Below are 22,540 nucleotides of genomic sequence, written 5' to 3'. Positions count from 1 at the left end.
ACGAACGTGGCGCTCACGCGTCCTCCTCGGTCGAGGCCAGCACGTCGGCCAGGTGCAGTACGCGCACGCCGGACCGCTGCCGCGACAGCAGGCCGCCGACGTGCAGCAGGCAGGAGTTGTCGCCCGCGACGAGCACTTCCGCCCCGGTTTCGCGGACGTGCCGGGCCTTGTCGGCGCCCATGGCGGTGGACGTCTCGGCGTTCTTCACGGCGAAGGTGCCGCCGAAGCCGCAGCATTCGCCGGCGGCGGGCAGCTCGACGAGGTCGATCCCGCGGACCGCCCGCAGCAGCCGCAGCGGCTTGTCCCCGACGCCGAGCATGCGCAGCGAATGGCAGGTCGGGTGGTAGGTGACGCGGTGCGGGAAGGCGGCGCCGACGTCGGTCACGCCGAGCACGTCGACGAGGAATTCGCTGAGCTCGTGGACCTTCGTCCCGGTTTCGGCCAGCCGCGGCTCGCCCGCGCGCCGCGCGACGAGGGCGTGCTGGTGCCGGGCCGAACCCGCGCACGAACCCGACGGCGTCACGACGTGGTCGTACCCGGCGAAGGCGTCGGTGAACGCGCGGACCACCGGCACGGCCTCGTCGAGGTAGCCGGTGTTGACCATGGGCTGGCCGCAGCAGGTCTGCGCCACCGGGAACTCGGCGTCCACACCGAGCCGGCGCAGCAGCCGGAACACGGCCTTGCCGGTGTCGGGGAACAGCGCGTCGTTGATGCAGGTGACGAGCACGGCGACCTTCACGCGCGCACCCCCGTTCTCCGATTAAAAGGTTTCAAAACTCCGGTCCGGTGACCGTACTATGCCGTCGACAAACTCGTCAACGACAGATTGTTACGTTTCAAGTGCTGAAGAGGATCCCGCGCAGCACGCGGGCCAGGTGCCCGGCCAGGGCGGGTGCGGCCATCTCCGCGAGCGGCCCGGTCCGCGCGATGTACCGGTTGACCGTCACCCCGATCAGCTGCGCCCCCAGCAACGCCACCCGGGCCGCGACGTCCTCTCCCTCCAGGACCTCCCCGTAGGCCCGGATGCTGCTCGCCTCCATCGCGGCGTACAGCTTGGCGGCCGCCTGCCGGTCCGACGCGATGCTGCGCAACAGCACCACGAGCGGGTCGACGGCCGCGTCGGCCTCCATCCGCTCGACGTACGCGCGCGCCACGCGCTCGGGCAGCGTGGCCGGATCCCCCGCGATCACCGCGTCGAGCTCCCGGTGGCCCGGCACGGCGGCCAGGAACAGCTGCTCCTTCGACCTGAACTGCCGCAGGACCAGGCCGTGGGTGACGCCGGCGCGCGAAGCGATGTCCCGCACCGTCGCCCGGGCGAAGCCGCGCTCACCGAAGCTCGCGCGGGCGGCTGCCAGGACGGCCTGGCGATGGCCTTCCGGGTCACGGCGATGGGGTCGTCGGGTCATGGCGGGAGATCGGGGCCACCGGCCTCGGCCTGGACCTGTCCCGGCCGGAGACCATCGCCGCCGCGGCCGCGGACGTGCCGCCGCTCGACCACCTGGTGATCACCGCCAGCCACCAGCACCCGAACACCCTGCGGGACTTCGACGTCGCCGCCGCCGTCACGGCGGTGACCACCAAGCTGGTCGGCTACACCGAAGCCGTCAGAGTGCTGAGCGGGCGCTTCACCCCGGCGGCCTCGGTCGTCCTCTCCGGCGGCTTGGCCAAGGAACGGCCGTACCCGGGTTCGACCGTGATCACCACCTTCACCAGCGCGATCACCGGCCTGGTGAAGACCCTGGCCGTCGAGCTCGCGCCGCACCGGGTCAACGCCCTGCATCCGGGCCTGGTCGGCGACAGCCCCCGCTGGCGCGACGCCGACCTCGGCCCGCAGGCCGGCCGCACCCCGATCGGGCGCCTGGTCACGATGGCGGAGATCGCCGACGCGACCGACTTCCTGCTCGGCAACGGCGGGATGAACGGGCACGACCTCTTCGTCGACGGCGGCTTCCTCACCCGCTGAGCCGCGCGGACCGGGCAGCCGGCGTCAGCGCAGCCGGCGCACCAGGGAAAGCCAGTCCTCGGCCTCGGCGCGGTCGCGGTGCAGCGGCAGGACGCGGTCGAGCTGCAGCACCCGGACCGGCCGCAGCACCGCGCGGTCGGTGGCGACGATCGCGCACGGGATGCCGCGCGCGTGGGCGGTGGTGACGACGTCGAGCAGCACGGCCAGCGCCCCGGCGGAACAGAAGGTGACGCCGGTCAGGTCGAGGACGAGCGCGGCCGGTGTCCCGCGCAGTTCGGCTTCCAGCTGTTCGTGCAGCGACGCGGTGACCGCCAGGTCGAGGTCCCCGGTCACGGTGACGGCGGTGTGCCCGGGGCCGGCGGTGACGGTGACGCGCGTCCGCACCGGGAGAACGTGGGGTACTTCGGTTACCTCGCCGGGCGTCGCAAGCATCAAGGGCCTCCTCGTCGGGACGGGAGGCCGGGGTCCACCGCGCCTCCCGTGCGGCCGGCTGCCCCGCGGGCAGCTCGGATCCGGTCGGCGGCTGGTGGTCTCAACCGCAGCGCCCCGGCGGGAAGCCGCGACGCCGATGCCGGGCGGGCCCCGGCAGTTGAGCTACTGCCCACTCGCCGCGCCGTTCAACCCCCGGGCACCGGGCCGGGCGACACGATCCGGTGCCCTTCGTGGACGATCGGGGGATGACTCCCGAACCGGACGCCGCCGGCTGGGCGGCACGCCGGAGCTCCGCGGCGGTGCGGCGCCCGTGACCGGCTCGTTCTGGGGGGACCTGCTCATCGGCGTCGGCGCCGCCCTGCTGCCGGCGTGGCTGGTGCTCGTCGTCGCGCTGGTCGTCGTCCGGCCGCGCGGCGGGCTCCTGCGGGAAGCGCTGCGGCTGCTGCCCGACGTCCTGCGCCTCATCCGGCGCCTGGCCGCCGACAGGACGCTCCCCCGCGGCGTCCGCGTCCGGCTCGGGCTGCTGCTGGCCTACCTCGCGCTGCCCATCGACCTGGTGCCGGACTTCATCCCCGTCCTCGGCTACGCCGACGACGCCATCATCGTCACCGCCGTCCTGCGCGGCGTCGTCCGCCGCGCCGGGCTCGACGCCGTCCGCGCCCACTGGCCCGGCACCGACGACGGGTTCGCGGCCCTGGCCCGCCTGACCGGGATCGGCGCCACCCCGGCGTGAACGTCGGCGGGCGAGCGCCGGCCAGCCCCGGCACCCGCCCGCTTTCGGCTACTTCGCGACGGCGGCCAGGAACGCCGACCAGCTCGCGTCCGGCACGGCGAAGAACCCGCCCCGCGGATCCTTCGAGTCGCGGACCGCCGCGCCACGGTCGAGGATGGCCACCTCGACGCACTCGTTGCCGCCTCCGCCGCTGTAACTACTCTTCCGCCACACTGCCTCCGGCAGCCGCGTGTCGTCCACGTCGGGTCTCCAGTCTTTTGGTCATCCGGCGGCTCCGATTATCCCCAGGAGCAGGGCTCGGGACCGGTCAGCGTCCTCCGCCGACTCCCACAGCCTGCCGAATGCGTCGACGTACGGGCGGACTTCGGCTTCCTGCTCCAGGTACACCCCGGTTCGCAGCAGTTCGATGTAGCCGATCTCCGGCTCGTTGTCGTCGAAGCTCAAGATGCTGAAGGGATAGCCCATCGCGTAGTACGCGCCGCGCTCGCTCGTCAGGAACCTGATGTCGATGTTCGGCAGCTCCATGAGCTCGGCGATCCGGCGCAGCTGCCCGAGCCAGGTTTCACGGCCACCCACCTGGATCCGCAGCACTGCCTCGGTCAGCACGCACCGCACGGCCAGCGGTAAATCGTCCGTCAGCCGGGCCTGCCGCCGGATGCGGGCTTGGACCCGCTCCTCCGACAGCCCGCCATCCGATGCGACCGTCGTGTCGATGACCCTGGCGTAGTCGGCGGTCTGCAGCAGCCCGGGTACGACATCCACCTTGAAGATCCGCGCCTCGGTGGCCTCGGACTCGAGGGCCACGTACTCGCGCACGTCCGCGGCGAACGCGTCGGCCGAGATCTGCTCCAGCCAGCGTGCGCTGTGCGCGGTCTGGGCGTCGCGGAACAGGGCGTCCCGCTCGTCCGGCGGCCGGGCGAAGTGCAGGGCCAGCGTCATCACGTCGGCCGGTGTGATCGGCAGCTTGGCCGTCTCGATGCGCGACTGCTTCGCGTTCGACCAGCCGACCGCCTTCGCGACCTCGACCTGGTCCTGACCGCTCTCCAGCCGCCACGCCAGGATGGTGCGGGCGATCCGCCGCATGCGGACGCCGGAAGTCTTCGCCTTCGCCTCGTCGGGCACGGTGCTCCTCTCCCTCGAATCGCCGCCGAGCCTACGTCAGCCGCGACAACTTGCGCCGTCACCCGATCGACTGACTCTGTAAATTTACAGCTCTCCCGGCTTGCATGGCGTGCAATTTTGCTTGACGCTGGCTTCCGATCGCGGACGAGCCACCTCGGGAGGGACCGGATGAACACCCCGGATGCGTGGGGCCAGGTGCCCGCGGCGTGGGAACGGGCGAGCGGCGCCATCGCCGTCGCCGGCGAACGGGGCTGGACGTGGCGGGCCCGCCCGCCCGGCTCGCCCGCCCCTGCCGAACTCCTCGGCCGGCACACCACCGCCACCCACGATGACGTCGTGGTCATCGAAGCCGCCCTGGACCCGATGCACGCCATCGGCGCCCGCTTCGCCCCCGGCGACTGGGGCCGCCACGGCGCCACCCCGCTGCGCGGCCCGATCGCCGGCGCCCCCGACGAGGTCCTGTTCACCGTCCTGGGCTGGCCCGGCGAGGAAACGCCATGACCCGCCCCACGCTCTCGGACCGCCAGCGCCGCGCCCTGGCCACCGCCGCCCGGGACGCCGACCGCGGCCGGCGCGTCCGCGCCACCGCCGTCCGCACCTGGTACGACGGCCGGTCCCAGGCCGACGCGGCCGCCCGCGCGAACGTCTCCCCGACGACGATCCGGCGCTGGGTCCGGGGTTTCCAGGAGACCGGCACCCTCCCGCCGGGACGGACGCACCCGGCCCGGGCCACCACCCTGCACGCCCCGCGCGGCACCGTGGTCGCCATGTCGACCCGGCAGTTCCGGGCCGCCCTCGGCGCGGAACTGCTCGCCGCGCGGACCCTGCGCGGCTGGTCGCGGGCCCAGGTCGTGTCCGCCGGCGGCGTCGGCTACAGCCCGGCGATCCTCGGGCACTGGGAACGCGGCAGCCGGGCCATCCCGCTCGTCGCGTTCGCCATCGTCGGCCACGCACTCGGCCTCGATCCCGGGGAGGTGATCCGGCGGTGTTACGACGAATCGTTCGCCCATGTCCGCGGGCTGCCGCGGTGAGCGGCTCCCTCCCCGCCGGTGTGGAGACTGGAGGGAAACCACGCGCGGGGAGGAAGCCGCCGGTGCCGGGCGCTGCTGGACCCGGCCCGGCCACGGTAGCGAACGGGTGCCCGCTCGCGGCCGGTTGTCACCGACGCGGGTCACTCCCCTCGGTCACGTCCGCGCCCGCCCGGACCCGTCCGGCGTGGCCGTCGGAAACCGACCTGCGGCTCGCCGAGCACCCGGAGTTCGTGCTCCTGTGCCGAGTTCTTCGCGGCCTACGCCGGCTGTCCGTTCCGGACAGTCCCGTCCCACCCGGAGGTGCCATGCCCCGCGCCACGCACGACCTCGTCGACCTCCTCCGGGCCACCCAGACCCGGCTCGTCGTGCTCACCACCCGGCTCGCCGACGCCACGGCGAGCCCGGACGAGCAACGCGCGTTCGCCGACCACGCCGAAGACCTGGCCGACCTGCTCCGCTCGCACGCGGACGACGTCGACGCCGGAATCGTCGCAGCACCCCGCCCCCTCTTCACCACGAACCGGGAAACCGCATGACGAAACCCCCTTGGCGCCCGGCGTCGATCCTGCTCGGCCACGGGCTCCGCGACCTGCGCACCGCGCGGGGCCTGGGCCTGCGCGTCCTGGCCCGCAAGCTGGGCCTGGCCGCCGCCGACCTGTCGGCCTGGGAACTGGGCACCCGCCGCCCGCCGCCCGAGGCGGCCGCGTTCATCCTCGGTCACCTGCAGGCGAAACCGGCCGACTACCGGCAGCTGATGCACCTGCACCGCCAGAGCGAGCAGCCGGGGTACATCGAGGACCTCGGCCCGGACGCGGACAGCCTGCAGCAGCTGTACGAGCGGCACGCGATCCGCGGGTGGGAGTGGGCCCCGCAGGACGTCCCGGAGGTCCTGCCGGGCTGCCGGCACACCCTCCTGGTGAGCGAAGCGGCCTGGCGGACGGCCGGCGACCGCCCGCGGCCGGACCACGTCACGGTCCAGGTCGTCCCGGACGGCACCGGCACGAGCCACGGCTTCCGGATCTTCGAACTGGCGTCCGGCACGTGCACGGTGGTCTTCCGGCACGAACACACCCGGATCCACCTCGGCGACCCGCGCACGGTCGAGCGTTACCGGGCCACTTTCGGGCGGCTGCAACGGAAAGCCCTGCGGCCGGCGCCGTAGCGGTCAGCCGAACGCGGCCAGGGCGACCGGTTCCCACTTGCGCCAGCCGGCCAGCCGGTCCTGGTATTCGGCTTCGACCGCGGCGAACGACTTGCCGAAGAAGATCCGCTGCGGCGGGTCGTCGGTGTCCGCGAGCTCCAGCATCGGCGCCCGGGTCGCCCGGGGATCGCCGAGGTCCCACTCGATCCGGGTGGCGTCGCGCACCGCGTCGTAGGCCGGGTCCGGTGCGCTCTGCCGGACGCTGCCGCCGCCGAAGTCCGTGCGGTACGGGCCGGGTTCCAGGCAGATCACGTCGATCCCGAACGCCGCGACCTCCTGCCGCAGGGACTGGGAAAGCCCTTCCACGGCCCACTTCGACGCGTGGTAGGCGCCGATGCCGGGGAACGCGCGGACGCCGCCTTCGCTGGTGACCTGGATGATCCGGCCGCGGCCCTGCCGGCGCATGATCGGCAGGGCCGCCTGGGTCAGCCAGAGCGTGCCGAAGAAGTTCGTCTCGAGCTCCGCGCGGACCTCGGCCTCGGTGAGTTCCTCGACCATCCCGAAGTGCCCGTAGCCGGCGTTGTTGACCAGCACGTCCAGCGACCCGAACGCGGCCGCCGCCCGCTCCACCGCTTCGACGGCGGCGGCGCGGTCGGTGACGTCCAGCGGCAGCGGCAGCACCGCGTCGCCGTACTCCTCGGCGAGCGGACGCAGGCTGCCGACGTCCCGCGCGGTGGCCGCGACGCGGTCACCGCGGGCGAGGGCCGCTTCCGTCCACTCCCGGCCGAAGCCCTTCGAGGTCCCGGTGATCAGCCAGTTCTTCGTCACTGCACAACCCTTTCTCTCTACCTTCTGAGCTAACAGTAGCATGGACTGCATTAATGCGTCGGATGCTAGAGTGTCGGGCATGAGTGACGGCCGCCGTGAGCGCAAGAAGGCCCAGACCCGCTCCCGCGTCCAGGAAGCGGCGCTGGACCTCTTCGCGAGCCAGGGCTACCGGGAAACGACGATCGCGCAGATCGCCGCGCGGGCCGACGTCGCGACCCGGACGGTCACGCTGCACTTCCCGGCCAAGGACGACCTGCTGTTCGCCGACGACCCGTTCACCCCGGACTCCCTCGGAGCGCGGCTGCGCGAGCGAAAGCCGCGGAGCACCTTCGACGTGGTCCGCGACTGGATGCACGAGACCATGCGCGAACTCGACGAACGCGACCGCGAATCGGGCGCGGACCCCGCGCACATCTGGCAGCGCCGCGCCCTCCGCGCGCGGCTGCTGATGGCCGACGACGACCTCCGCGGCCGCGCCCGCGCCGGTTACCGCGACCTCGAACTCCTGGTGGCCGCCGGGATCGGCGAGGACATGGGCCTGCCCGCGGACGCACTGCTCCCCCGCCTCGCCGCCGTCACCGTGGTCACGGGCCTGCGCGAGATCTACGTGACACGCGAAGGCCAGGCCAAGGCCCAGTCGGCGACGAGCGATCTTTCCCACCTCGTCGACGAAGTGCTCGCTTTCGCCGAAGCCGGCCTGGCCCGCGCGGGGGCTGCGGCAGGGGAAATCTGCCCGCCTTGACCTGTCCCGGCGGCCGGAACATGCCGGGCACATTCACCTTCAGCTACCTGAACCCGGCCGACCGCCAGGCCGATCCGACGGCTCGGCCGTGCTGGTCCTGTTCAACCGCGGCGACCTGGCCGCCCCGATCACGACGTCGGTGGCGGACGCCGGCCCCCGGCTACCGCGTCCGCGACCTGTGGACGGGCGAGGAAACCGAGACGACCGGCGCCCTGGGCGCAACGGTGGGCCGGCACGCCGCGACGGTCCTGCGCGGGTGGCCGGCGAGCGTCACGGCCGCACCGCGGACGTCCCTGACGGTGGAGCTGCCCGACCCGGTCCCCCCGTCCCGGCCGCTGACGGCGACGGTCCGCTTCACCAACGCCGGTTCGACCCCGATCACCGGCGCCCACCTGCAGCTGACGGCGCCGCCGGAGTGGCAGTTCGACAGCGCCACCGAAGCATCGGCCCCGACCGTCAACCCGGGCACCACGGGGGAGACGGCGGTGACGCTGCACCCGATTTCGACGGCGACGCAGCCGTTCGAGATGCCGGCAACGGTCACGTACACGACGAATGCCGGCGCCCGGACGCTGGCCGTGTCGGCGGAGTCGCCGTTGCTGCCGGCGCCGAACCCGCCGTACAGCAACGGATTGCTCGCGGTGGACGATGCGAGCGACGGGTCGGCCGGGGATCGGGGTGACTGGTTGTCGCCGTACCTCAGCTGCTGAGGTTCTTGCGGGTGTCGCCGCTGGTTGCGGCCGGCTGCGACAACCGCGGGCCCGGGCCGTAGCAATGCGGGTGCGGGATACGACTCACGACCGTGGCCGAGGATGAACGCACCCGGTGGCACCGCGTCCGCCTGCTGGCCCGATCATGGCGGAAAGCGGCACGCCGGCGGGTACGGGAGTGGTGGCTGAGCCAGGACCCGCCGGGCCGGGCGGTGGAATTCCGGCCCGCCGTGCAGGAGGGTTACGACCGGCAGGACGTCGTCCTCGGGGTCGTCGCCGAGCTGGGCATGGCGGTCGAGCTGGATGTGGTGCGGTACCGCGCGTTGCGCTCGTGTTCTACCTCCTCGCGTCGCCACCGCTGCTGCTGCTCGCGTGGGTGTCGCAACGCTTCCCGAAGGCCGGGGTGCTCGTCATGATCCTCATCGTCGTCGCGGTGGAGTCGTCCGCGGGGTTGATCGTGTACGGCGAACTCGAGCGCACGGGGCCGGTCCACGCGATCGTCGGGCACGTCCCCGAAAACCTCGGCGTCTTCGCGGGGACGCTGGCCGTCCTCCTGTTCTCGTTCTTCTTGACCGGGTTCCTCCTGCTGGCGCCGATCGTCGCGTGGACGAGCGGCCGGCGCCGGATCCGGCGTCACCCGACCGCGCAGGCGGTGAACACCCTGTTCCGCTGCATCGAACTCGCGCAGGACCGGAAGGGGTTCCTGCAGCCGGACACCAGGCACCAGCTCGTCACCCACACGCACCAAGTCGCCCGCATCCTTCAGCACGGGCTGTGGCGCACGATGTCCACCCGCAGCCCGCTCGCCGCCACCCAGCTCAAGCGTCGCTGCCGGCACGCCGGGCAGTCGGTCGAAATCCTGTGCGCCGCGCTGGTGCTGCCGGACGAAACCACCCGTGAGCGCTACCTCATCGCCACGGCGAAACGCCTGGCCACGACGGCGGCCATCAGCGTCGCCCCGCTGGCCGGCGCCCTGCTGCAGTGGCGCTTCCACGTCCTCCCGCCGGCCGCCGACGTTCCCCTGCTGACCGGGTCCGCCGCGTGGCTGACCGCGTTCGGCCTCAGCGCCGTCAACCGGCGCTACCCGGACGAGACCGCGCGGTTCCCCGCAGATGCTCAACATCTTCCGGAGCTTCAGGTGAAAAACAGCCGCAGCACAGCCGTCACGATCGCGGCACCCACCATCGCCGTCAGGATCGACCGCTTGCAGGCCAGCAGAAGCACCCCGGCACCCACCCCCGCCAGCGCGGTGACCGTCCGCGCCGATCCCACGTCACCCGAAGCCGGCCACAACAGCGTGATCACCAACCCTGCGATGAGCGCCGGGGTCGCGCACGTCAGCGCCCTGCGCAGCCAAGCCGGCAGCTCCCGGCCGCCCGCGGCCAGGGGTACCACCACCCGCAACGTGAGCGCGGTGACGCCCAGGGCCAGCACGATCGTCCATTGGTACGTCATCGCCGGGCCCCCCACGCAGCGCCCGCGGCGCCCGCCACCAGCACCGGGATCCCCGGCGGGGCCCAGAACACCAGCGCCGCCGCGGTGACGGCGCCGAGGGCCGCCAAACCCCACGCGCGCGCGTTCTTCAGGTGCGACCGCAGCAGGCCGAGGAAGAACACCGGATAAGCCGCGTCGAGACCGAGCCTTCCCGGGTCGCCGATGACGTCGCCGAGGGCCGCGCCCGACGCCGTTCCCGCGGTCCAGCCGCACAGGCACAGGGCGCCCGCCAGGCGCAGGGTTCGCAGGTCGTACCGTCCGTCTCCGCGGTGGGCGAGGGCCCAGGAGCCGTCGGTGATCAGCATGGCCGTCCCCGCGCGCGACCAGAAGGAGCCGGTCAGTGCGGGGGCGATCGTGGTGCCCATCAGCAGGTAACGCGCGTTGAGCGCGGCCGCCGCGACGACCACGGCCCAGACCGAGCCGTGCTGCGCGATGACGGCCACGGCGCCGTACTGGGCGCTGCCCGAGAACACCAGCAGCGACATCGCCACCGGGGCCAGCACGCCCATCCCGGCCGACGCGGCGAGCGCGCCGAACGCCATGCCGTCCGCCAGGTCGGCGGCGGCCACCGGCAGCACCGGACGCACGACCACGATGACCACCTCCCGGCGTCGACGTTACCAACAGTACGATTTGCTGGTAACGAAGACTTACCCGGGATTTCCGCCGCCAAACCGCGTAGCAACCAGCAGAGGATGCTGTTGGTAACGTAGGCGCATGACTCCGCGTCCGGCCGCCCCGCCTCCGCTCGCGGTGGTCCAGAGCCTGGTCAACACCAGCGAACTGCTGGAGGACCGGGACGACCTGACCACCCCGGCGGGCTTGGTGGCGTGGGCCGCCGCCGAAGGCCTGCCGTGCCCGGCCCGGCCGACCCAGGCCGACCTCACCCGCGTCCGCCGGTTCCGGGAGGCGCTGCGGCAGCTGCTGGGCGGCGCCGCGGGCGGGGTGAGCACCCTCAACGGCGAGCTGGCGCGGACCGGCACCCGCCCGCTCCTGCAGGCGGGCCCGCTCGTGGAGTTCACCGGCGACGACACCACCGCACTGGACGCGGCCATCACCCGGGTGCTCACCGCGGTGCTCACGGCCGGCCTCGACGGATCGCTGCGCCGGCTGAAGACGTGCGCCGCGGAAGACTGCCGGTGGGCGTTCTACGACCGCTCCCCCAACGTGGTGAGCCGCTGGTGCGAGACGTCCGTGTGCGGCGCCCGGCACAAGATGCGCGCCTACCGCGCCCGCCGGGCGGCCACCACGGGGTGACCCGGGCGGCCGGCGCAGCGTCAAGTCGTTCCGCCCGCCGGGAGCATTACGCACCCGGGCGGCCCACCCCGCAGAATCGCGGGCATGACGACCGCCGAGGCAGTCCAGGTGAGCATCCGGATCGACCTCACCAGCCGCACCGGGGACGCCGCGCTCATCGCCGCCCGCCTCGCCACGGCGCTCGACGGGCTGGCGAGCGTCGACGTCGTCCGCGCCGCCCCGCACCTGAGGCTGGTGCCGGACCCGGTGCTGCGCATCGAACCCGGGTCCCGGCGCGTGCTCCTGCTCGGCCGCCCGCTCCGCCTGACGCGGCTGGAATTCGACCTGCTGCACTTCCTGCGCCGGCACCCGGACCGCGTCTTCACCCGCACCAGCCTGAAGAACGCGCTCTGGCCCCGCCAGGACGGCAACGACCGGACGGTCGACGTCCACGTCCGGAAGCTGCGGGCCAAGCTCGCCCCGCACCTGGACCCGATCACGACGGTCCGCGGCGTCGGCTACCGCTTCGAAAGCTCGGCGCCGGTGGTCCTGGCCTGACCGGCGACCGTCCACAGTGGACGCCGGCCGCAGGCGTGTCGCCCCGCCAATCACGCGAGACGCCCCCGGATCACGAGTGATGCCCCTCCAGACACACGGATGCGCGCCGGACCACGCGAACCGACCCTCCAGGTACGCGAGTCGTCCGTCTGGGTACGCGAGTTCGCCAGTCCCGTCCGGTACGCGGGACTCGCGTGATCCGGGCCGGAACTCGCGTGATCCGGGCCGGAACTCGCGTGATCCGGGCCGGAACTCGCGTGATCCGGGCCGGGACTCGCGTGATGGGAGGGGTATCTCGCGGGCCGGGACGGTCGGCTCGCGTACCGGGAGGGTCGGGTCGTTAGGGTCGGGGATGCTGACCCGGCTGGACCCACCTGATCGCGGAGGACCGATGGACGACGTGCGTGTCGAGACGGCCGGGACCACCACGGTGATCTGGCTGGACCGCCCGGACCGGCGCAACGCGGTCGACGGGCGGATGGCCGGCGAGCTGCGGGACGCCTTCCTGGCGTTCGAGGCCGACCCGAGCCAGCGGGTGGCCGTGCTCGCCGGGGCCGGCGGCACGTTCTGCGCCGGGGCGGACCTGACCGCGGCCGGCGACCCGGACCGCCGCAACGAGCTGACCCGCGACGGCAGCGGGGCCGGCCCGATGGGGCCGACCCGGCTGAACCTGAGCAAACCGCTGATCGCGGCCGTCAGCGGCCACGCCGTCGCGGGCGGGCTGGAGCTGGCCCTGCTCGCCGACCTGCGGGTGGCCGAGCGGGACGCGGTGTTCGGGGTGTTCTGCCGCCGGTGGGGCGTGCCGCTGATCGATGGCGGCACGGCCCGGCTGCCCCGGGTGGTCGGCCTGGGCCGGGCCCTGGACCTGATCCTCACCGGCCGGCCGGTCGACGCCGAGGAGGCCCTGGCGATCGGCCTGGCCAACCGCGTGGTCGAGCCCGGCCAGGCCGTCCCCGCCGCCCTGGAGCTCGCCGCGCGGATCGCCGCGTTCCCCTTCGAGTGCGTCCTCGCCGACCGGGCGTCGACCTACGCGGGGCTCGACCTCCCGCTGACCGAGGCGTTGCGCGCCGAGGGCGCGGCCGGCGTGCCGATCGTCGAGCGCGAGGGCGTTTCCGGTGCGGCCCGGTTCGCCGCCGGCGCGGGCCGGCACGGGCGGTTCGAAGACCCCGCGTGACGCCGGAGTTCAGCGGCGCGCCTGCCGCACCCGGTACCACGCGAACGCCACCAGGACCAGGACGGCCACCTCGGCCAGGACGCTGAGCAACGCCTGGGGCGCGGGCTGGAAACCCCGCTCGGCGAATCCGAACAACCCGCTCGTCCGCGACAACGCGAAGCCCGCCAGCGCACCCGCCGCGAGACCCGCGGCCGCCGGCCGCAGCAGGAGCGGGCCGCCCGCCGGCAGCAGGAGCGCCACCACCATCGACCCGGCCGCCTGCAGCAGGAACGCCGGCCCGATCACCGGGATCACCCGGTACCCGCCGACGTACAGCTGCGCGTGGAGGAAGCCGCTGAGCGCGAGGCAGACCGCCGTCGCGATCCGGAGGACGAGGTTCATGCCGGCTTCACATCCTTCACCGCCAGGCCCGGCTGCCCGGGCCGGTAGGTCACCTCGCGGATGCCCAGCGCGTCGGCGAGCCGGCCGGCGGGCAGCGTCACCGGGGTCGGCGCCGGCCGGGTGCCCGGCTGCGGCGGCGGGTAGGCCGTCGTCGTCGCGCTGCGGAAGGTGATGTTCCCTTCGGTCTTCGTGAACAGCTGGTGCATGTGCCCGTTGAGGCAGGTCACCGACGAGAACCGGCGCAGGTACGACAGCGCCTGGGTGGCGTCGTCGGTGCCCCAGCCCCACGCCGGGTACATCGTGAACAGCGGGATGTGGCTGAACACCACGATCGGGGTGTCCGAGCCGAGCTTGGCGACGTCCTTGCGGACGAACTCCAGCTGATCCGGCCGCAGGTGGCCGAGCTTTTCCAGGCTGAGGGTGTTGACCAGCGCGATGAAGTGCACGCCCTTGACGTCGAAGCTGTATCAGCCGTCGCCCGCGGTGCCGGCCCCGAACGCCTGCCGGTACTTCTGCCCGGCGTCGTCGACCGGGTCGTGTTCGCCGGGCACGGTGGAGACGTGCCCGGTGTCCAGCGTGCCCAGCATCTGCTTGACCTGGTCGAACTGGGCCGGCGTGGACAGGTGGGTCAGGTCGCCGGTGTGCAGCACGAAGTCCGGCCGGTGACCGAGCCCGTTGATCTGCGTCAGCGCCCGGGAGAACGACTGCTCGACGGCGGTGTTCGCCGGGCCCTTGAACCCGAGGTGGCTGTCGCTGGTCTGGACGAACCGCAGCGCGTTCGGGTCGTCGGCGGCGACGGCCTCGCCCGGGGTGGCGATCCGGCTGATCACCTCGCCGCCGGCGGCCGTCAGGACCACCGCGGCGCCGAACCACGCGGTGTGGCGCAGCAGCCGGCGCCGGGTCATCCCTTCAAGGCTGTGGTCCTCTTCGGTCACGGCGTCACCGTCACGGTGGCGGTCATGAACGGGTGGATGGTGCACAGGTATCCGAACGTACCGGGGTGGTGAACGTGTACGAACAGGACTGTCCGGTTTGGAGGGTGGGCGTTCGAGGTGGCGTTCTCGGCCACGGACGACGACGGCGGCGCCATGCTCGACATGCCGGGCATCGACGACGACGGCGGCGCCGCGGGCGGCGGTTGCGCGGTACAGGCCGTGAGCGCCAGCGCCGCCGCACCCACGAGCAGGAAGTGTTTCACCGCAACGGAAATCCTCACGACTGGAATACGCGCGGGGGTTACGCCCCGGCGGGCGGAACCAGCACTTCGACCACTCCCCCGGCTTCGCGCACCACCAGGTGCGGCAACGGCGGCGGCGTCACCGGCAGCTGGTGCGTCAGCACCACGCCGTCGGCGGCGAACGACGTCCGGTGGCACGGGCAGTTCAGCCGCCGCGCCGGCGCGTCCAGGCTCAGCCGGCACCCGAGGTGCGTGCAGGTCGCCGAGACCGCCTGCACCTGCCCGCCGGACCGGTGCACGAACCCGGCCACCGCCCCGAAGTCGAACGGCCGCGCCCCGCCCTCGGGCAGGTCGTGCGCCGCGACGACGGCCCGCCACTCGCCGTTCCCCGGCCGCAGCGTCGTCTCCTCCGGAGGCGGTGCCGGCGGCGTCGCGGCCGGTTCGGCCTCCGACGTCACCAGGTATTCGACGCCGGCGCCCGCGGCGGCCGCCACCGCGGCGGCCGAGGACACCTGGATGAACCGGCGGCGGTTGCCGCCCGGTGCGGGCGCGGGTTCGCCGAGTTCCTCGGCCAGCCGGCGGTGCAGCCCGGCGACGAACTCCTCGCTCGCCGCCGCACCCCCGGGCCGGGCCGCGCGCAGCAGCACCGCGGTCCGCAGCTCGGCCTCGTCGCCCGGACCGGCCGCGAACGGGCGCGGCCGTCGCCGCCGCAAAAGGTCCTTCACGAACCGGCGGACGCCTCGAGTGCTCACGTCTCCATCCCTTCCGCCAGCTGGGCCGCCTGCCGCAGCGCCCGGTGCTGCAGCACCTTCGCGTTGCCCACGGTGGTGCCCAGCTGCTCTGCCGCTTCCTTCAGCGAACAGGCCTGCAGGAACCGCAGCCGCAGGATCCGCCCGTACCGCTCCGGCAGGAGCGCGAGGATCGCTTCGGCGCGGACCAGGATGCCGGGATCCACCGTCTCCGCTTCGAAAGCGGCGACGTCACGCTCTTCGTCCAGGGTGGTGATCTCCCGGCCGAGCGTGCGTCGCCAGTGCCCGGCCAGCACGGTCCGCGCGGTGGCCAGCAGGTACGCGCGCACCTCGCCCACGCTCGCCGAGACGCGCAACGGCCGCAACGCGGTCAGGAAGACCTCGGTGGTGAGGTCCTCGGCGTCCGGCCGGTTGCCGACCTTCGAGAACATCAGCCGGTACACGCGGGCGACGTTGTCGCGGTAGACCGCCCCCCAGTCCGGGTAGACGTCCGCCCCGACCGCGTGCAGCCGCGGGCGCGGTGCCGCGCCCGCTTCGTCCTGTTCGGCGCGCCTGCGCCGGAACCGCTGTGCCACCGGCACCGCCCGCCTTCTCCCCACCGACTTTTCCCGCCTCCGAGGGATACGCGCCCGGGTTACGAATCCGGCCGAAAGCAGGCCGCCCGCCCCCGAGACGTGCCTGTTCCTCCGAAGCCATGCGGCCGTGGCTGTGGTCGGATTCGTGACGATCGGCGCAGTACGCCTGGAACCGGAAGCTGCTGGCCATCGTGCGCACGGCCGGGCTGCAGCCGGCGACCGTGCACCCCACCCGCAGCTTCGCCCTGCTGCACGCGGCGATCCACGACGCCGTCGTCGCGACCACCGGCACCGGGCGGCCCTCCCTGTTCACCGTCGACGTGCCCGGGCGCGCGGCGCCCGAGGCGGCCGCGGCGGCCGCGGCCCAGGCCGCCCACGAGGTGCTGGCCACGCTCTACCCCACCCGGGCCGACGAGCCGGCGAGCCTGCCGGCGAGCCAGCTCGCCGGGGTGACGCCGGCCGCCGCGCGGGACGCCGGTGTCCGGGCCGGGCGGCTGGTCGCCCGGCTGCTGCTGGGCCTGCGGGCGGGCGACGGCTCGGCCGCCGCTCCCCCGGCGCTGCCGCCGGGCACCGCCCCCGGGCAGTACCGGCCGACGCCGCCCGCGTTCGCCCCTGCCGCGTTCACCCACTGGGCCGCCGTGACGCCGTTCGTGCTCGGCCGGGCCGGGCAGTTCCGGCCCGGCCCGTACCCCGCGCTGAGCAGCGCCCGGTACGCGAACGCCCTGGACGAGGTGGCCGCGGCGGGGCGCGACACCAGCACCACCCGCACCGCCGACGAGACCGTGCAGGCGCGGTTCTGGGCCGCGCCGATCTGGCACTACTGGAACGAGATCGCCCAGGCCGTCGTCGGTGGGTCGGGCAGCGGCCTGCTCGTCGCGGCCCGGGTGTTCGCGCGGCTCAACCTGAGCTTCGCCGACGCCGTGATCGCCTTCTACGACGCCAAGTACCACAACCGGATCTGGCGGCCGGTCACCGAAGCCGGGCGGCAGCTCGGCCACGACGTCGCCGCGTTCGTCCTGCGGTCGTGACGCCGGCCGTCACGCGCGGCTGCGCCGGTAGGTGCCCAGCACCCCGGCGCCGACCGGCGTGCTCGACACGAGCTGCAGGTCGGCGGCCGCGCCGTCGAAGAGCCGCCGGCCTTCGCCGACCGCGCTGGGGAACACCAGCAGGCGGTACTCGTCGACCAGGTCGTGCCGGCCGAGGGTCTGCGCGATCCCGATCGAGCCGATGACGATGACGTCGCGCTCCTCGCGGGACACCGCCTCGACGAGGTCGCCGTGCAGCAACGCCGAGTTCTGCCAGGCGCCGACGTCGGTGAGGGTGCGCGAGGCCACCAGCTTCGGCATCGCGTTGAGCCGGTCGGCGAACTCGCCCGACCGGCCCGGCCACAGCTTCGCGAACAGCTCCCAGGTGGCCCGGCCGAACAGCAGGGTCCCGGTCTCCAGCAGGGGCCCGAGCCCGAACTTGTCCCCGGAGACCGCCTCCCGCCCGTGCCGGAACGCCCAGCCGCCGGTGGCCGTGCCGGCGGACCCGTCGGGGTCGTCGACGACGCCGTCCAGGGTGATGAATTCGACCACGATCACGCTCATGTCCGCTCCCGGTGTTCCCGCACCGCGCCGGGCGGCGCGGTGGACACCGGTACCTACCGGCGGCGGCCGCCGGATTCATCGCACCGCCGCCGGTCCGCCTCACGCCGTGACGAGCGAGAGGCCGTAGGTCTGCAGGATTTCGTTCACCGGCTGGAACCAGGTCTCCCCGCCGGAGCTGCAGTTGCCCCACCCGCCGGAGGTGACGCCCTGGGCCTGGTCACCGGTGATGAACGAGCCGCCGGAGTCGCCGGGCTCGGCGCAGACGTTCGTCCGGGTCATCTGGTAGACCGCGCCCTGGGCGTAGTTGACCGTCTCGTTCTGCCCCAGCACGGTGCCGCAGTGCCAGTGCGTGGTCGAGCCCGAGCGGCACACCGACGTGCCGACCGGCGCGACCCAGGAGCCGCGGACGAGCGCGTCGCTCACCGTGCCCCAGCCGAGCACGACCGGCGCGGTCCACCAGCCGCCGCCGATGCGGATGAACGAATAGTCGTTGCCGGGGAAGGAAGAGCCGGCGAAGGTGCCCATCCACGAGCCGTCCCAGCCGGCGACCGAGCTGCCGGCCCCGCCGCAGTGCCCGGCGCTGACGAACCCGCCCTGCACGGAGAACCCGATCGAGCAGCGGACGTTCCCGTTGATGTAGTACGGATCGCCGCCGACGGTGCCGGCCGAGAAGGGCTCGGCGGCCGGTGCGGTCGCCACCGTGACCGGGCCGGCTTTCGCCGCCCGGGCCAGGAAAGCGTCGACGTCGGCGCCGTGCGCGCCCGGCGCCACGGTGACCACGACGCTGCCGGCCCGCGGGTCGGTGCGCCAGCCGCTGACCGCCGCCGGCGCGGGGACCGCCTTGGCGGCGGCGTCGATCGCGGCTTTGGTGGCGTCGAGCTTCGCCGCGCTGATCCGGGCGGTGGCCGGCTCGGCGCCGGCCTGCCGGACGGCCCCGGCCGCGGCCGGGTCGGTCACGCCGACGACGAGCTTGCCGAGCGCGGGATCGAACCACGCCCCGCCGAAGGCGGCCCCGGCGGCGCGCTGCGCGGCCGGCAGCACCCTCGTGGCGCTCATTTCCTGGGTCAGCCGGGTCGACGCCTGCGCGGCGGTCAGCCCGAAGTCCCGCTGCATGGCGGCGATCAGCCCGGGTGACGCCTGCGCGGCGGCGGGGCTCAGGGAAGCGGAGGCGAGGGACGCCGTGAGGACGGCGGCGCCGCCGAGGGCCAGGGCGATTCTTCGACGCATGGGAACTCCTCCAAGGCCGGGGGAAAGAAACACACCGTCCGCCGAGTGTGCGGGCGGAATCCCGGCTGGTCCAGGTTTGTCCGGTCTTCTGTCCGGAAGTCCGGACCGACTGTCCGATGTAGAGTGATCACGAGAAGGCGTTGGCGCACAAGGGTTTGCCGCGCGCACACGAAAGAGGACCAGCCGGGCGCCGGCCCGCGCGCGGCGCGCCGCCAAAGGTCTGAACCAAGTACAACACGGGCCCGGCGGCCGTGCGCCGAACGGGAGTCTGCCGGGCAACCGGCGTGCCCGTCCGTCCCACCGCCGCGGGCGCGCATCCGGCCACCCCGGCCGGATGGCGCGTGCTTCACCGGCGCACGCAGACCCGGTTCCGCCCGGTGTTCTTCGCCTCGTACACGGCCTTGTCCGCGGCCCCGAGCACCTGGTCCACACCGTGGCCGGCCGCCGGGTGCACCGCCACCCCGATCGACACCGACAGCCCGTCGATGCGGCCGGGGCCGTGGGCCGTTTCGACGACCAGGCCCGCCACCGCGTCGCGGATCCGCTCGGCGACCGCCGCCGCATGGCCCGGCCCGATGCCGGGCAGCAGCACCACGAACTCCTCGCCGCCGAACCGGCCGACCGCGTCGTAGATCCGCACCTCGCCGCGGACGGCCCGGGCGACCGCGCGCAGCACGTCGTCGCCCGCGAGGTGGCCGTGGGTGTCGTTGACGCGCTTGAAGTGGTCCAGGTCGATCATCAGGATCCCGCACGCGCCGCCGGTGCGCCGCGCCCGCTCCAGCTCGGCCTCCGCCCGCGCCCGCCACTCCGCGATGGTGAGCAGCCCGGTCGTGTGGTCGCGCGCCCGCAGGGCCAGCTGCCGCCCGAGTTCGCCGCGGCGCAGCAGCACGAGCGGCAGCACCAGCAGCGCCACCAGCCACGGCTGCGCGGTGAGCAGCACCGCGGCGACGCCCCCGAAGCACAGCGTGGCCGCGTCGAGCACGTTCTCCGGCACCGACCCCGCGAGCGACAGCCAGGGCCGGGACGGCTCGTGCAGCTTGAACCCGATCATCACCAGCAGCGTGTTGACCAGGAAGAACGTCAGCCCGGCGGCGACCGTCTCCGCCACCCCCGGCGCGCCCGCACCGGTGCCGAAGACGTCGGCGACGGCCCAGGCGGCGAAGGCGGTCACCACGCAGGTGGCCACCGAGCAGGTCACCCGGTACGGCCGCACCCCGGGCACGTCGGCCGTCCGCAGCCACGCGTGCACGTAGATCAGCACGGTCAGCACGGCGGCGAGCCCGGGCGGCATCACCAATGCCGCGGCGAAGATCCAGACCGAGCTCAGGCTGACGTGCGGGTTGCGGGCCAGGAACCGCTGCATCCGCTCGGCCTGGGCCGACAGCTCCGCCTGGGCGACGGCCGACCCCAGCAGGATCGCGAAGGACAGCCATTCCCGGGCCGTCGGCGCCGTCGACGGGACGAGGAACGGCAGCGCGACGGCGGCGGCCTCCAGCACCAGGTAGTACGGCAGGACGCCGGGCGGCGCGGTGCGCAGCCGGGTGCCTCCGGACGGGTGCACGGCGGTGAACTCCCCCTGCTGATCCACTTACCCTCCCGTGTCCGTGGATCGGCCGGGCTCCCCCGCCCGGCCCTCCCACGATAGGCGCACCGGGCGGCCGGCGGAAGCCCCGGGCCCCGGCGGCGAGGGTGTCCGAAGTGGACGGTCAGTGGGCGAACGCGGTGAGGAACCGGTCGCGGAAGGAGTCCATCTTCCAGACCGGCGCCTGCGCGCCGGGGTGCAGGCCGTCCTGCCAGCCCCAGCCGGAAATCCGGTCCAGCACCCGCGGATCCTTGGCCACAATGGTGATCGGCACGTCGTGCACCGCGCCCTGCGGGGTGACCACCGGCGGCTGGTGGTCGCCGAGGAACACCAGTACGAGATCGTCACCGCCGTAGTGCTGCACGAACGAAATCAGCGTTTTGAGGGAGTAGTCGGTGGCGTCCCGGTAGGCGTCCCGGATTTTCGCGGGGTCCTTCCAGACCGACTCCGGCGCTTCGCCCGCCGCGGGCATCGGCGCGAAGACCGAGCCGTCGCCGACCTGGTTCCAGTCGACCAGCCAGGGCCGCGGCGACCACGGCGCGTGGCTGGAAACGAGGTCGACCTCGGCCATCACCGGCCGCTGCGGCGTCGCCTTCGCGAGCTCGGTGCGCTGCAGCACCGAGAGCGTGAACTGGTCGGGCATGGTGGCGTAGGCGAACCCCGGGCCCCGGTAGCCGACGTGGTGGGCGTCGTAGTAGCCGTCCGGGTGGTAGAACCGCTGCCCTTCCGGCCAGTCCTTGGTGTGCGCGGGCACGTCCCAGACGGTCCGCCAGCCCGCCCGCTGGAACGCCCCGCCGAGCGTCAGCCGGTCGCCGGCGAGCAGGTCGTTGTAGCGCTGCTGGTTGGTGATCCACATCCCCGACTGCACGGTGGAGTGCGCGAGCCAGCTGCCGCCGCCGAACGTCGAGGAGGAGAGGAACGCGCTTTTGGCGCCGATGCCGGCGGCACGCAGCTCGGCGGTGCCCGCGTCGAGCGTGGCGCCGATCTTGGGCGCGAAGCCGGGGTCGTCGAGCGCGACCCGGCCGTAGCTCTCGACGAAGGTCAGCACGACGTTCTTGCCGCGCAGCCCGTTCAGCAGCTGCCCGCCCGGGGTGGCGCGGAACGCGTCTTCCGCGGCCACCTCGCCGAAGGGCCGCTGATCCCGCAGGTCGGCGCCCACCTGACGGAGGTCGCCGTAGGCCAGCGCCGCGGCGCTTTGCGCGGCGAGGGGCTGGCCCGGCGCGATTTCCACGCCGAAGACCGAGGAGACGATCCAGACCACCCCGAGCACGGCCACGACCCGGGTCGCCCCGGTCCGCCGCCCGGCGGCGACCCGGCTCAGCCGCAGCATCGCGAGCACCATGAGCACCACGACGGCCACCGCGACCAGCCCGGCGCCGGCGAGCACGGCCAGCGCCGCCGCGTCCCCGATCTGCCCGGCGAGGAACTCGACGCCGGCGTGGAAGAAGCTCCAGTCGTAGATCGGGTCGAACGGCTTCTCGAGGGTGGCGTAGAACCCGGTGTCGAGGGCTTTCAGCACGACGAGCAGCCCGAGCACCAGCCCGGCGGCCACCGCGACGACCCGCCGCGGCCGCGGCGGCAGGACGAGCACCACGGCGGCGACGAGCAGCCCCTCGACCGGCACGCGCACGAACGCCGCGGCGGACAGGCCGGTGAGGTCATCCGGCGCGAGCAGGGCGAAGAGCACGAGCAGCGCGGCAAGCCCGGTGAGCACCCACCCGGCGACGGCGTGCCGCCGGGCAAGCCGCGGCAGGCCGAAGTCGGGCAGGGTCACGGCCGGAACGGTCGAGCCGGTTCGTCGGAGCATGCGGGGCCTCACGTAGTCGGTTCGCGGCGGCGACCGCGGCCCGTGCGGCAGGGCCGGCGATCCTCACCCGGTATACGGCGTGGGGCACCGCGCGGTTCACGCGCCTCGCTGCTGGTGGTGCATTCACGGACGATCCGGACGGCCGGGCTCACTGCCCCGGGCGACGCGGGTGACTACGCCGGGCAGTTCTTCGGCGCGGCCGCCTTCACGGCCCGGGGCAACACCGGCAACCAACCCGAGCAGTTCCTCCGCGTTGCCGGGGCCAGTGGCGGGGGCGTGCGTAAGGCGG

31 protein-coding genes are annotated in these 22,540 nt (G+C 73.7%); 12 read left to right on the top strand and 19 right to left on the bottom strand.

The features are described 5' to 3' along the window. Window positions 1-13: 13 nt before the first annotated feature. The gene (locus tag C2L59_RS45250; protein ID WP_103355760.1) at window positions 14-739 is read right to left on the bottom strand and encodes a (Fe-S)-binding protein; all 726 of its coding nucleotides are present in this window, start codon (window positions 737-739) and stop codon (window positions 14-16) included. Window positions 740-836: 97 nt separating this feature from the next. Further along, window positions 837-1,406: a TetR family transcriptional regulator gene (locus tag C2L59_RS45245; RefSeq protein ID WP_103355759.1), complete on the bottom strand. Its 570-nt coding sequence runs from the start codon at window positions 1,404-1,406 to the stop codon at window positions 837-839. On the opposite strand from C2L59_RS45245, the gene C2L59_RS45240 reads away from it, so the two are divergent. Next, a complete protein-coding gene (locus C2L59_RS45240) occupies window positions 1,349-1,963 on the top strand; it encodes an SDR family oxidoreductase (protein WP_103355758.1) in 615 nt (204 codons plus the stop codon). The two genes, C2L59_RS45245 and C2L59_RS45240, sit on opposite strands and share 58 nt — an antisense overlap. Window positions 1,964-1,987: 24 nt before the next feature. Here C2L59_RS45240 and C2L59_RS45235 read toward each other — a convergent pair whose 3' ends face one another. Further along, window positions 1,988-2,347 carry an STAS domain-containing protein gene (locus tag C2L59_RS45235; RefSeq protein WP_233224059.1) on the bottom strand — a complete coding sequence of 120 codons (360 nt, stop codon included), beginning with the start codon at window positions 2,345-2,347 and terminating at the stop codon, window positions 1,988-1,990. Window positions 2,348-2,705: 358 nt separating this feature from the next. On the opposite strand from C2L59_RS45235, the gene C2L59_RS45230 reads away from it, so the two are divergent. Next, on the top strand, window positions 2,706-3,128 hold the full coding sequence (locus C2L59_RS45230; RefSeq protein WP_103355756.1) for a YkvA family protein: 423 nt from the start codon (window positions 2,706-2,708) through the stop codon (window positions 3,126-3,128). Between the two features lie 48 nt (window positions 3,129-3,176). Here the strand turns inward: C2L59_RS45230 and C2L59_RS45225 are convergent, their stop codons facing one another. Further along, on the bottom strand, window positions 3,177-3,368 hold the full coding sequence (locus C2L59_RS45225) for a DUF397 domain-containing protein (protein WP_103355755.1): 192 nt from the start codon (window positions 3,366-3,368) through the stop codon (window positions 3,177-3,179). Window positions 3,369-3,389: 21 nt separating this feature from the next. Then, complete coding sequence (locus C2L59_RS45220; protein ID WP_233224057.1) at window positions 3,390-4,250, bottom strand: helix-turn-helix transcriptional regulator; 861 nt, start codon at window positions 4,248-4,250, stop codon at window positions 3,390-3,392. A gap of 168 nt (window positions 4,251-4,418) precedes the next feature. Between C2L59_RS45220 and C2L59_RS45215 the strand changes: the two genes are divergently transcribed. The 4 genes from C2L59_RS45215 to C2L59_RS45200 all read left to right on the top strand — a co-directional run bounded on the left by C2L59_RS45215 (window position 4,419) and on the right by C2L59_RS45200 (window position 6,443). After that, on the top strand, window positions 4,419-4,751 hold the full coding sequence (locus C2L59_RS45215) for a hypothetical protein (protein WP_103355754.1): 333 nt from the start codon (window positions 4,419-4,421) through the stop codon (window positions 4,749-4,751). Further along, window positions 4,748-5,281: a helix-turn-helix transcriptional regulator gene (locus C2L59_RS45210; RefSeq protein ID WP_103355753.1), complete on the top strand. Its 534-nt coding sequence runs from the start codon at window positions 4,748-4,750 to the stop codon at window positions 5,279-5,281. The genes C2L59_RS45215 and C2L59_RS45210 overlap by 4 nt, the downstream gene beginning before the upstream one ends. Window positions 5,282-5,586: 305 nt before the next feature. Beyond that, the gene (locus C2L59_RS45205) at window positions 5,587-5,817 is read left to right on the top strand and encodes a hypothetical protein (protein WP_103355752.1); all 231 of its coding nucleotides are present in this window, start codon (window positions 5,587-5,589) and stop codon (window positions 5,815-5,817) included. Continuing rightward, window positions 5,814-6,443: a Scr1 family TA system antitoxin-like transcriptional regulator gene (locus C2L59_RS45200; protein WP_103355751.1), complete on the top strand. Its 630-nt coding sequence runs from the start codon at window positions 5,814-5,816 to the stop codon at window positions 6,441-6,443. The genes C2L59_RS45205 and C2L59_RS45200 overlap by 4 nt, the downstream gene beginning before the upstream one ends. A gap of 3 nt (window positions 6,444-6,446) precedes the next feature. Here C2L59_RS45200 and C2L59_RS45195 read toward each other — a convergent pair whose 3' ends face one another. Continuing rightward, window positions 6,447-7,250 carry an SDR family NAD(P)-dependent oxidoreductase gene (locus tag C2L59_RS45195; protein WP_103355750.1) on the bottom strand — a complete coding sequence of 268 codons (804 nt, stop codon included), beginning with the start codon at window positions 7,248-7,250 and terminating at the stop codon, window positions 6,447-6,449. 79 nt (window positions 7,251-7,329) lie between these two features. Here C2L59_RS45195 and C2L59_RS45190 point away from each other — a divergent pair, with 79 nt between their 5' ends. Further along, window positions 7,330-7,992: a TetR/AcrR family transcriptional regulator gene (locus C2L59_RS45190; protein ID WP_103355749.1), complete on the top strand. Its 663-nt coding sequence runs from the start codon at window positions 7,330-7,332 to the stop codon at window positions 7,990-7,992. Window positions 7,993-8,012: 20 nt separating this feature from the next. Continuing rightward, window positions 8,013-8,702 carry an NEW3 domain-containing protein gene (locus tag C2L59_RS45185; RefSeq protein ID WP_233224056.1) on the top strand — a complete coding sequence of 230 codons (690 nt, stop codon included), beginning with the start codon at window positions 8,013-8,015 and terminating at the stop codon, window positions 8,700-8,702. 241 nt (window positions 8,703-8,943) lie between these two features. Here C2L59_RS45185 and C2L59_RS47290 read toward each other — a convergent pair whose 3' ends face one another. From C2L59_RS47290 to C2L59_RS45175, 3 genes are read right to left on the bottom strand one after another with little or no spacing between them, the layout of a single operon-like run. Beyond that, complete coding sequence (locus C2L59_RS47290) at window positions 8,944-9,825, bottom strand: hypothetical protein (protein ID WP_146060529.1); 882 nt, start codon at window positions 9,823-9,825, stop codon at window positions 8,944-8,946. 11 nt (window positions 9,826-9,836) lie between these two features. Further along, entirely contained in the window at window positions 9,837-10,157 is a 321-nt protein-coding gene (locus C2L59_RS45180; RefSeq protein ID WP_103355875.1) for an AzlD domain-containing protein, read from the bottom strand. Further along, on the bottom strand, window positions 10,154-10,789 hold the full coding sequence (locus C2L59_RS45175; protein ID WP_233224055.1) for an AzlC family ABC transporter permease: 636 nt from the start codon (window positions 10,787-10,789) through the stop codon (window positions 10,154-10,156). Before C2L59_RS45175 ends, C2L59_RS45180 begins: the two co-directional genes overlap by 4 nt. Before the next feature lie 124 nt (window positions 10,790-10,913). On the opposite strand from C2L59_RS45175, the gene C2L59_RS45170 reads away from it, so the two are divergent. From C2L59_RS45170 to C2L59_RS45160, 3 genes are all read left to right on the top strand, one after another. Next, on the top strand, window positions 10,914-11,453 hold the full coding sequence (locus C2L59_RS45170; RefSeq protein WP_103355747.1) for a CGNR zinc finger domain-containing protein: 540 nt from the start codon (window positions 10,914-10,916) through the stop codon (window positions 11,451-11,453). Window positions 11,454-11,537: 84 nt separating this feature from the next. Next, window positions 11,538-11,990 (top strand): winged helix-turn-helix domain-containing protein, encoded by a 453-nt coding sequence (locus C2L59_RS45165; protein WP_103355746.1) that lies wholly within the window; start codon window positions 11,538-11,540, stop codon window positions 11,988-11,990. 391 nt (window positions 11,991-12,381) lie between these two features. Then, window positions 12,382-13,164 carry a crotonase/enoyl-CoA hydratase family protein gene (locus C2L59_RS45160; protein ID WP_103355745.1) on the top strand — a complete coding sequence of 261 codons (783 nt, stop codon included), beginning with the start codon at window positions 12,382-12,384 and terminating at the stop codon, window positions 13,162-13,164. 9 nt (window positions 13,165-13,173) lie between these two features. On the opposite strand, the gene C2L59_RS50150 is transcribed toward C2L59_RS45160, so the two are convergent. From C2L59_RS50150 to C2L59_RS45135, 6 genes are read right to left on the bottom strand one after another with little or no spacing between them, the layout of a single operon-like run. Beyond that, entirely contained in the window at window positions 13,174-13,545 is a 372-nt protein-coding gene (locus C2L59_RS50150) for a hypothetical protein (protein WP_103355744.1), read from the bottom strand. After that, on the bottom strand, window positions 13,542-13,991 hold the full coding sequence (locus tag C2L59_RS49650) for a metallophosphoesterase (RefSeq protein ID WP_233224054.1): 450 nt from the start codon (window positions 13,989-13,991) through the stop codon (window positions 13,542-13,544). The genes C2L59_RS50150 and C2L59_RS49650 overlap by 4 nt, the downstream gene beginning before the upstream one ends. Window positions 13,992-14,012: 21 nt before the next feature. After that, complete coding sequence (locus C2L59_RS49645) at window positions 14,013-14,480, bottom strand: metallophosphoesterase (RefSeq protein ID WP_233224053.1); 468 nt, start codon at window positions 14,478-14,480, stop codon at window positions 14,013-14,015. Next, on the bottom strand, window positions 14,477-14,743 hold the full coding sequence (locus C2L59_RS45145; RefSeq protein ID WP_103355743.1) for a hypothetical protein: 267 nt from the start codon (window positions 14,741-14,743) through the stop codon (window positions 14,477-14,479). The genes C2L59_RS49645 and C2L59_RS45145 overlap by 4 nt, the downstream gene beginning before the upstream one ends. A gap of 38 nt (window positions 14,744-14,781) precedes the next feature. After that, the gene (locus tag C2L59_RS45140; RefSeq protein ID WP_103355742.1) at window positions 14,782-15,474 is read right to left on the bottom strand and encodes a Rieske (2Fe-2S) protein; all 693 of its coding nucleotides are present in this window, start codon (window positions 15,472-15,474) and stop codon (window positions 14,782-14,784) included. Then, on the bottom strand, window positions 15,471-16,052 hold the full coding sequence (locus tag C2L59_RS45135) for an RNA polymerase sigma factor (RefSeq protein WP_103355741.1): 582 nt from the start codon (window positions 16,050-16,052) through the stop codon (window positions 15,471-15,473). Before C2L59_RS45135 ends, C2L59_RS45140 begins: the two co-directional genes overlap by 4 nt. A 185-nt stretch (window positions 16,053-16,237) precedes the next feature. Here C2L59_RS45135 and C2L59_RS45130 point away from each other — a divergent pair, with 185 nt between their 5' ends. Next, window positions 16,238-17,074 (top strand): hypothetical protein, encoded by an 837-nt coding sequence (locus tag C2L59_RS45130; RefSeq protein ID WP_233224052.1) that lies wholly within the window; start codon window positions 16,238-16,240, stop codon window positions 17,072-17,074. Between the two features lie 9 nt (window positions 17,075-17,083). Here the strand turns inward: C2L59_RS45130 and C2L59_RS45125 are convergent, their stop codons facing one another. The 4 genes from C2L59_RS45125 to C2L59_RS45110 all read right to left on the bottom strand — a co-directional run bounded on the left by C2L59_RS45125 (window position 17,084) and on the right by C2L59_RS45110 (window position 22,251). Further along, on the bottom strand, window positions 17,084-17,635 hold the full coding sequence (locus C2L59_RS45125; protein WP_103355740.1) for a dihydrofolate reductase family protein: 552 nt from the start codon (window positions 17,633-17,635) through the stop codon (window positions 17,084-17,086). Window positions 17,636-17,734: 99 nt separating this feature from the next. After that, window positions 17,735-18,862 carry a S1 family peptidase gene (locus C2L59_RS45120; RefSeq protein WP_103355739.1) on the bottom strand — a complete coding sequence of 376 codons (1,128 nt, stop codon included), beginning with the start codon at window positions 18,860-18,862 and terminating at the stop codon, window positions 17,735-17,737. Between the two features lie 346 nt (window positions 18,863-19,208). Continuing rightward, a complete protein-coding gene (locus C2L59_RS45115) occupies window positions 19,209-20,450 on the bottom strand; it encodes a diguanylate cyclase (protein WP_103355738.1) in 1,242 nt (413 codons plus the stop codon). Window positions 20,451-20,568: 118 nt separating this feature from the next. Further along, window positions 20,569-22,251 carry a sulfatase gene (locus C2L59_RS45110; RefSeq protein WP_103355737.1) on the bottom strand — a complete coding sequence of 561 codons (1,683 nt, stop codon included), beginning with the start codon at window positions 22,249-22,251 and terminating at the stop codon, window positions 20,569-20,571. Between the last annotated feature and the right edge of the window lie 289 nt (window positions 22,252-22,540).

It is taken from the genome of Amycolatopsis sp. CA-128772, from assembly GCF_002904295.1.
Classification (GTDB): Bacteria; Actinomycetota; Actinomycetes; order Mycobacteriales; family Pseudonocardiaceae; genus Amycolatopsis.
The sequence above is the reverse complement of the archived record's forward strand: the minus strand, read 5'-3'. Positions and strand labels throughout refer to the sequence as shown.

Coding starts and splice junctions, on each gene's coding strand:
- C2L59_RS45245 (WP_103355759.1), bottom strand. CDS start 1,406: ATGACCCGACGACCCCATCGCCGTGACCCGGAAGGCCATCGCCAGGCC.
- C2L59_RS45215 (WP_103355754.1), top strand. CDS start 4,419: ATGAACACCCCGGATGCGTGGGGCCAGGTGCCCGCGGCGTGGGAACGG.
- C2L59_RS45210 (WP_103355753.1), top strand. CDS start 4,748: ATGACCCGCCCCACGCTCTCGGACCGCCAGCGCCGCGCCCTGGCCACC.
- C2L59_RS45205 (WP_103355752.1), top strand. CDS start 5,587: ATGCCCCGCGCCACGCACGACCTCGTCGACCTCCTCCGGGCCACCCAG.
- C2L59_RS45200 (WP_103355751.1), top strand. CDS start 5,814: ATGACGAAACCCCCTTGGCGCCCGGCGTCGATCCTGCTCGGCCACGGG.
- C2L59_RS45190 (WP_103355749.1), top strand. CDS start 7,330: ATGAGTGACGGCCGCCGTGAGCGCAAGAAGGCCCAGACCCGCTCCCGC.
- C2L59_RS45185 (WP_233224056.1), top strand. CDS start 8,013: ATGCCGGGCACATTCACCTTCAGCTACCTGAACCCGGCCGACCGCCAG.
- C2L59_RS47290 (WP_146060529.1), bottom strand. CDS start 9,825: ATGTTGAGCATCTGCGGGGAACCGCGCGGTCTCGTCCGGGTAGCGCCG.
- C2L59_RS45180 (WP_103355875.1), bottom strand. CDS start 10,157: ATGACGTACCAATGGACGATCGTGCTGGCCCTGGGCGTCACCGCGCTC.
- C2L59_RS45170 (WP_103355747.1), top strand. CDS start 10,914: ATGACTCCGCGTCCGGCCGCCCCGCCTCCGCTCGCGGTGGTCCAGAGC.
- C2L59_RS45165 (WP_103355746.1), top strand. CDS start 11,538: ATGACGACCGCCGAGGCAGTCCAGGTGAGCATCCGGATCGACCTCACC.
- C2L59_RS45160 (WP_103355745.1), top strand. CDS start 12,382: ATGGACGACGTGCGTGTCGAGACGGCCGGGACCACCACGGTGATCTGG.
- C2L59_RS50150 (WP_103355744.1), bottom strand. CDS start 13,545: ATGAACCTCGTCCTCCGGATCGCGACGGCGGTCTGCCTCGCGCTCAGC.
- C2L59_RS45125 (WP_103355740.1), bottom strand. CDS start 17,635: ATGAGCGTGATCGTGGTCGAATTCATCACCCTGGACGGCGTCGTCGAC.
- C2L59_RS45120 (WP_103355739.1), bottom strand. CDS start 18,862: ATGCGTCGAAGAATCGCCCTGGCCCTCGGCGGCGCCGCCGTCCTCACG.
- C2L59_RS45110 (WP_103355737.1), bottom strand. CDS start 22,251: ATGCTCCGACGAACCGGCTCGACCGTTCCGGCCGTGACCCTGCCCGAC.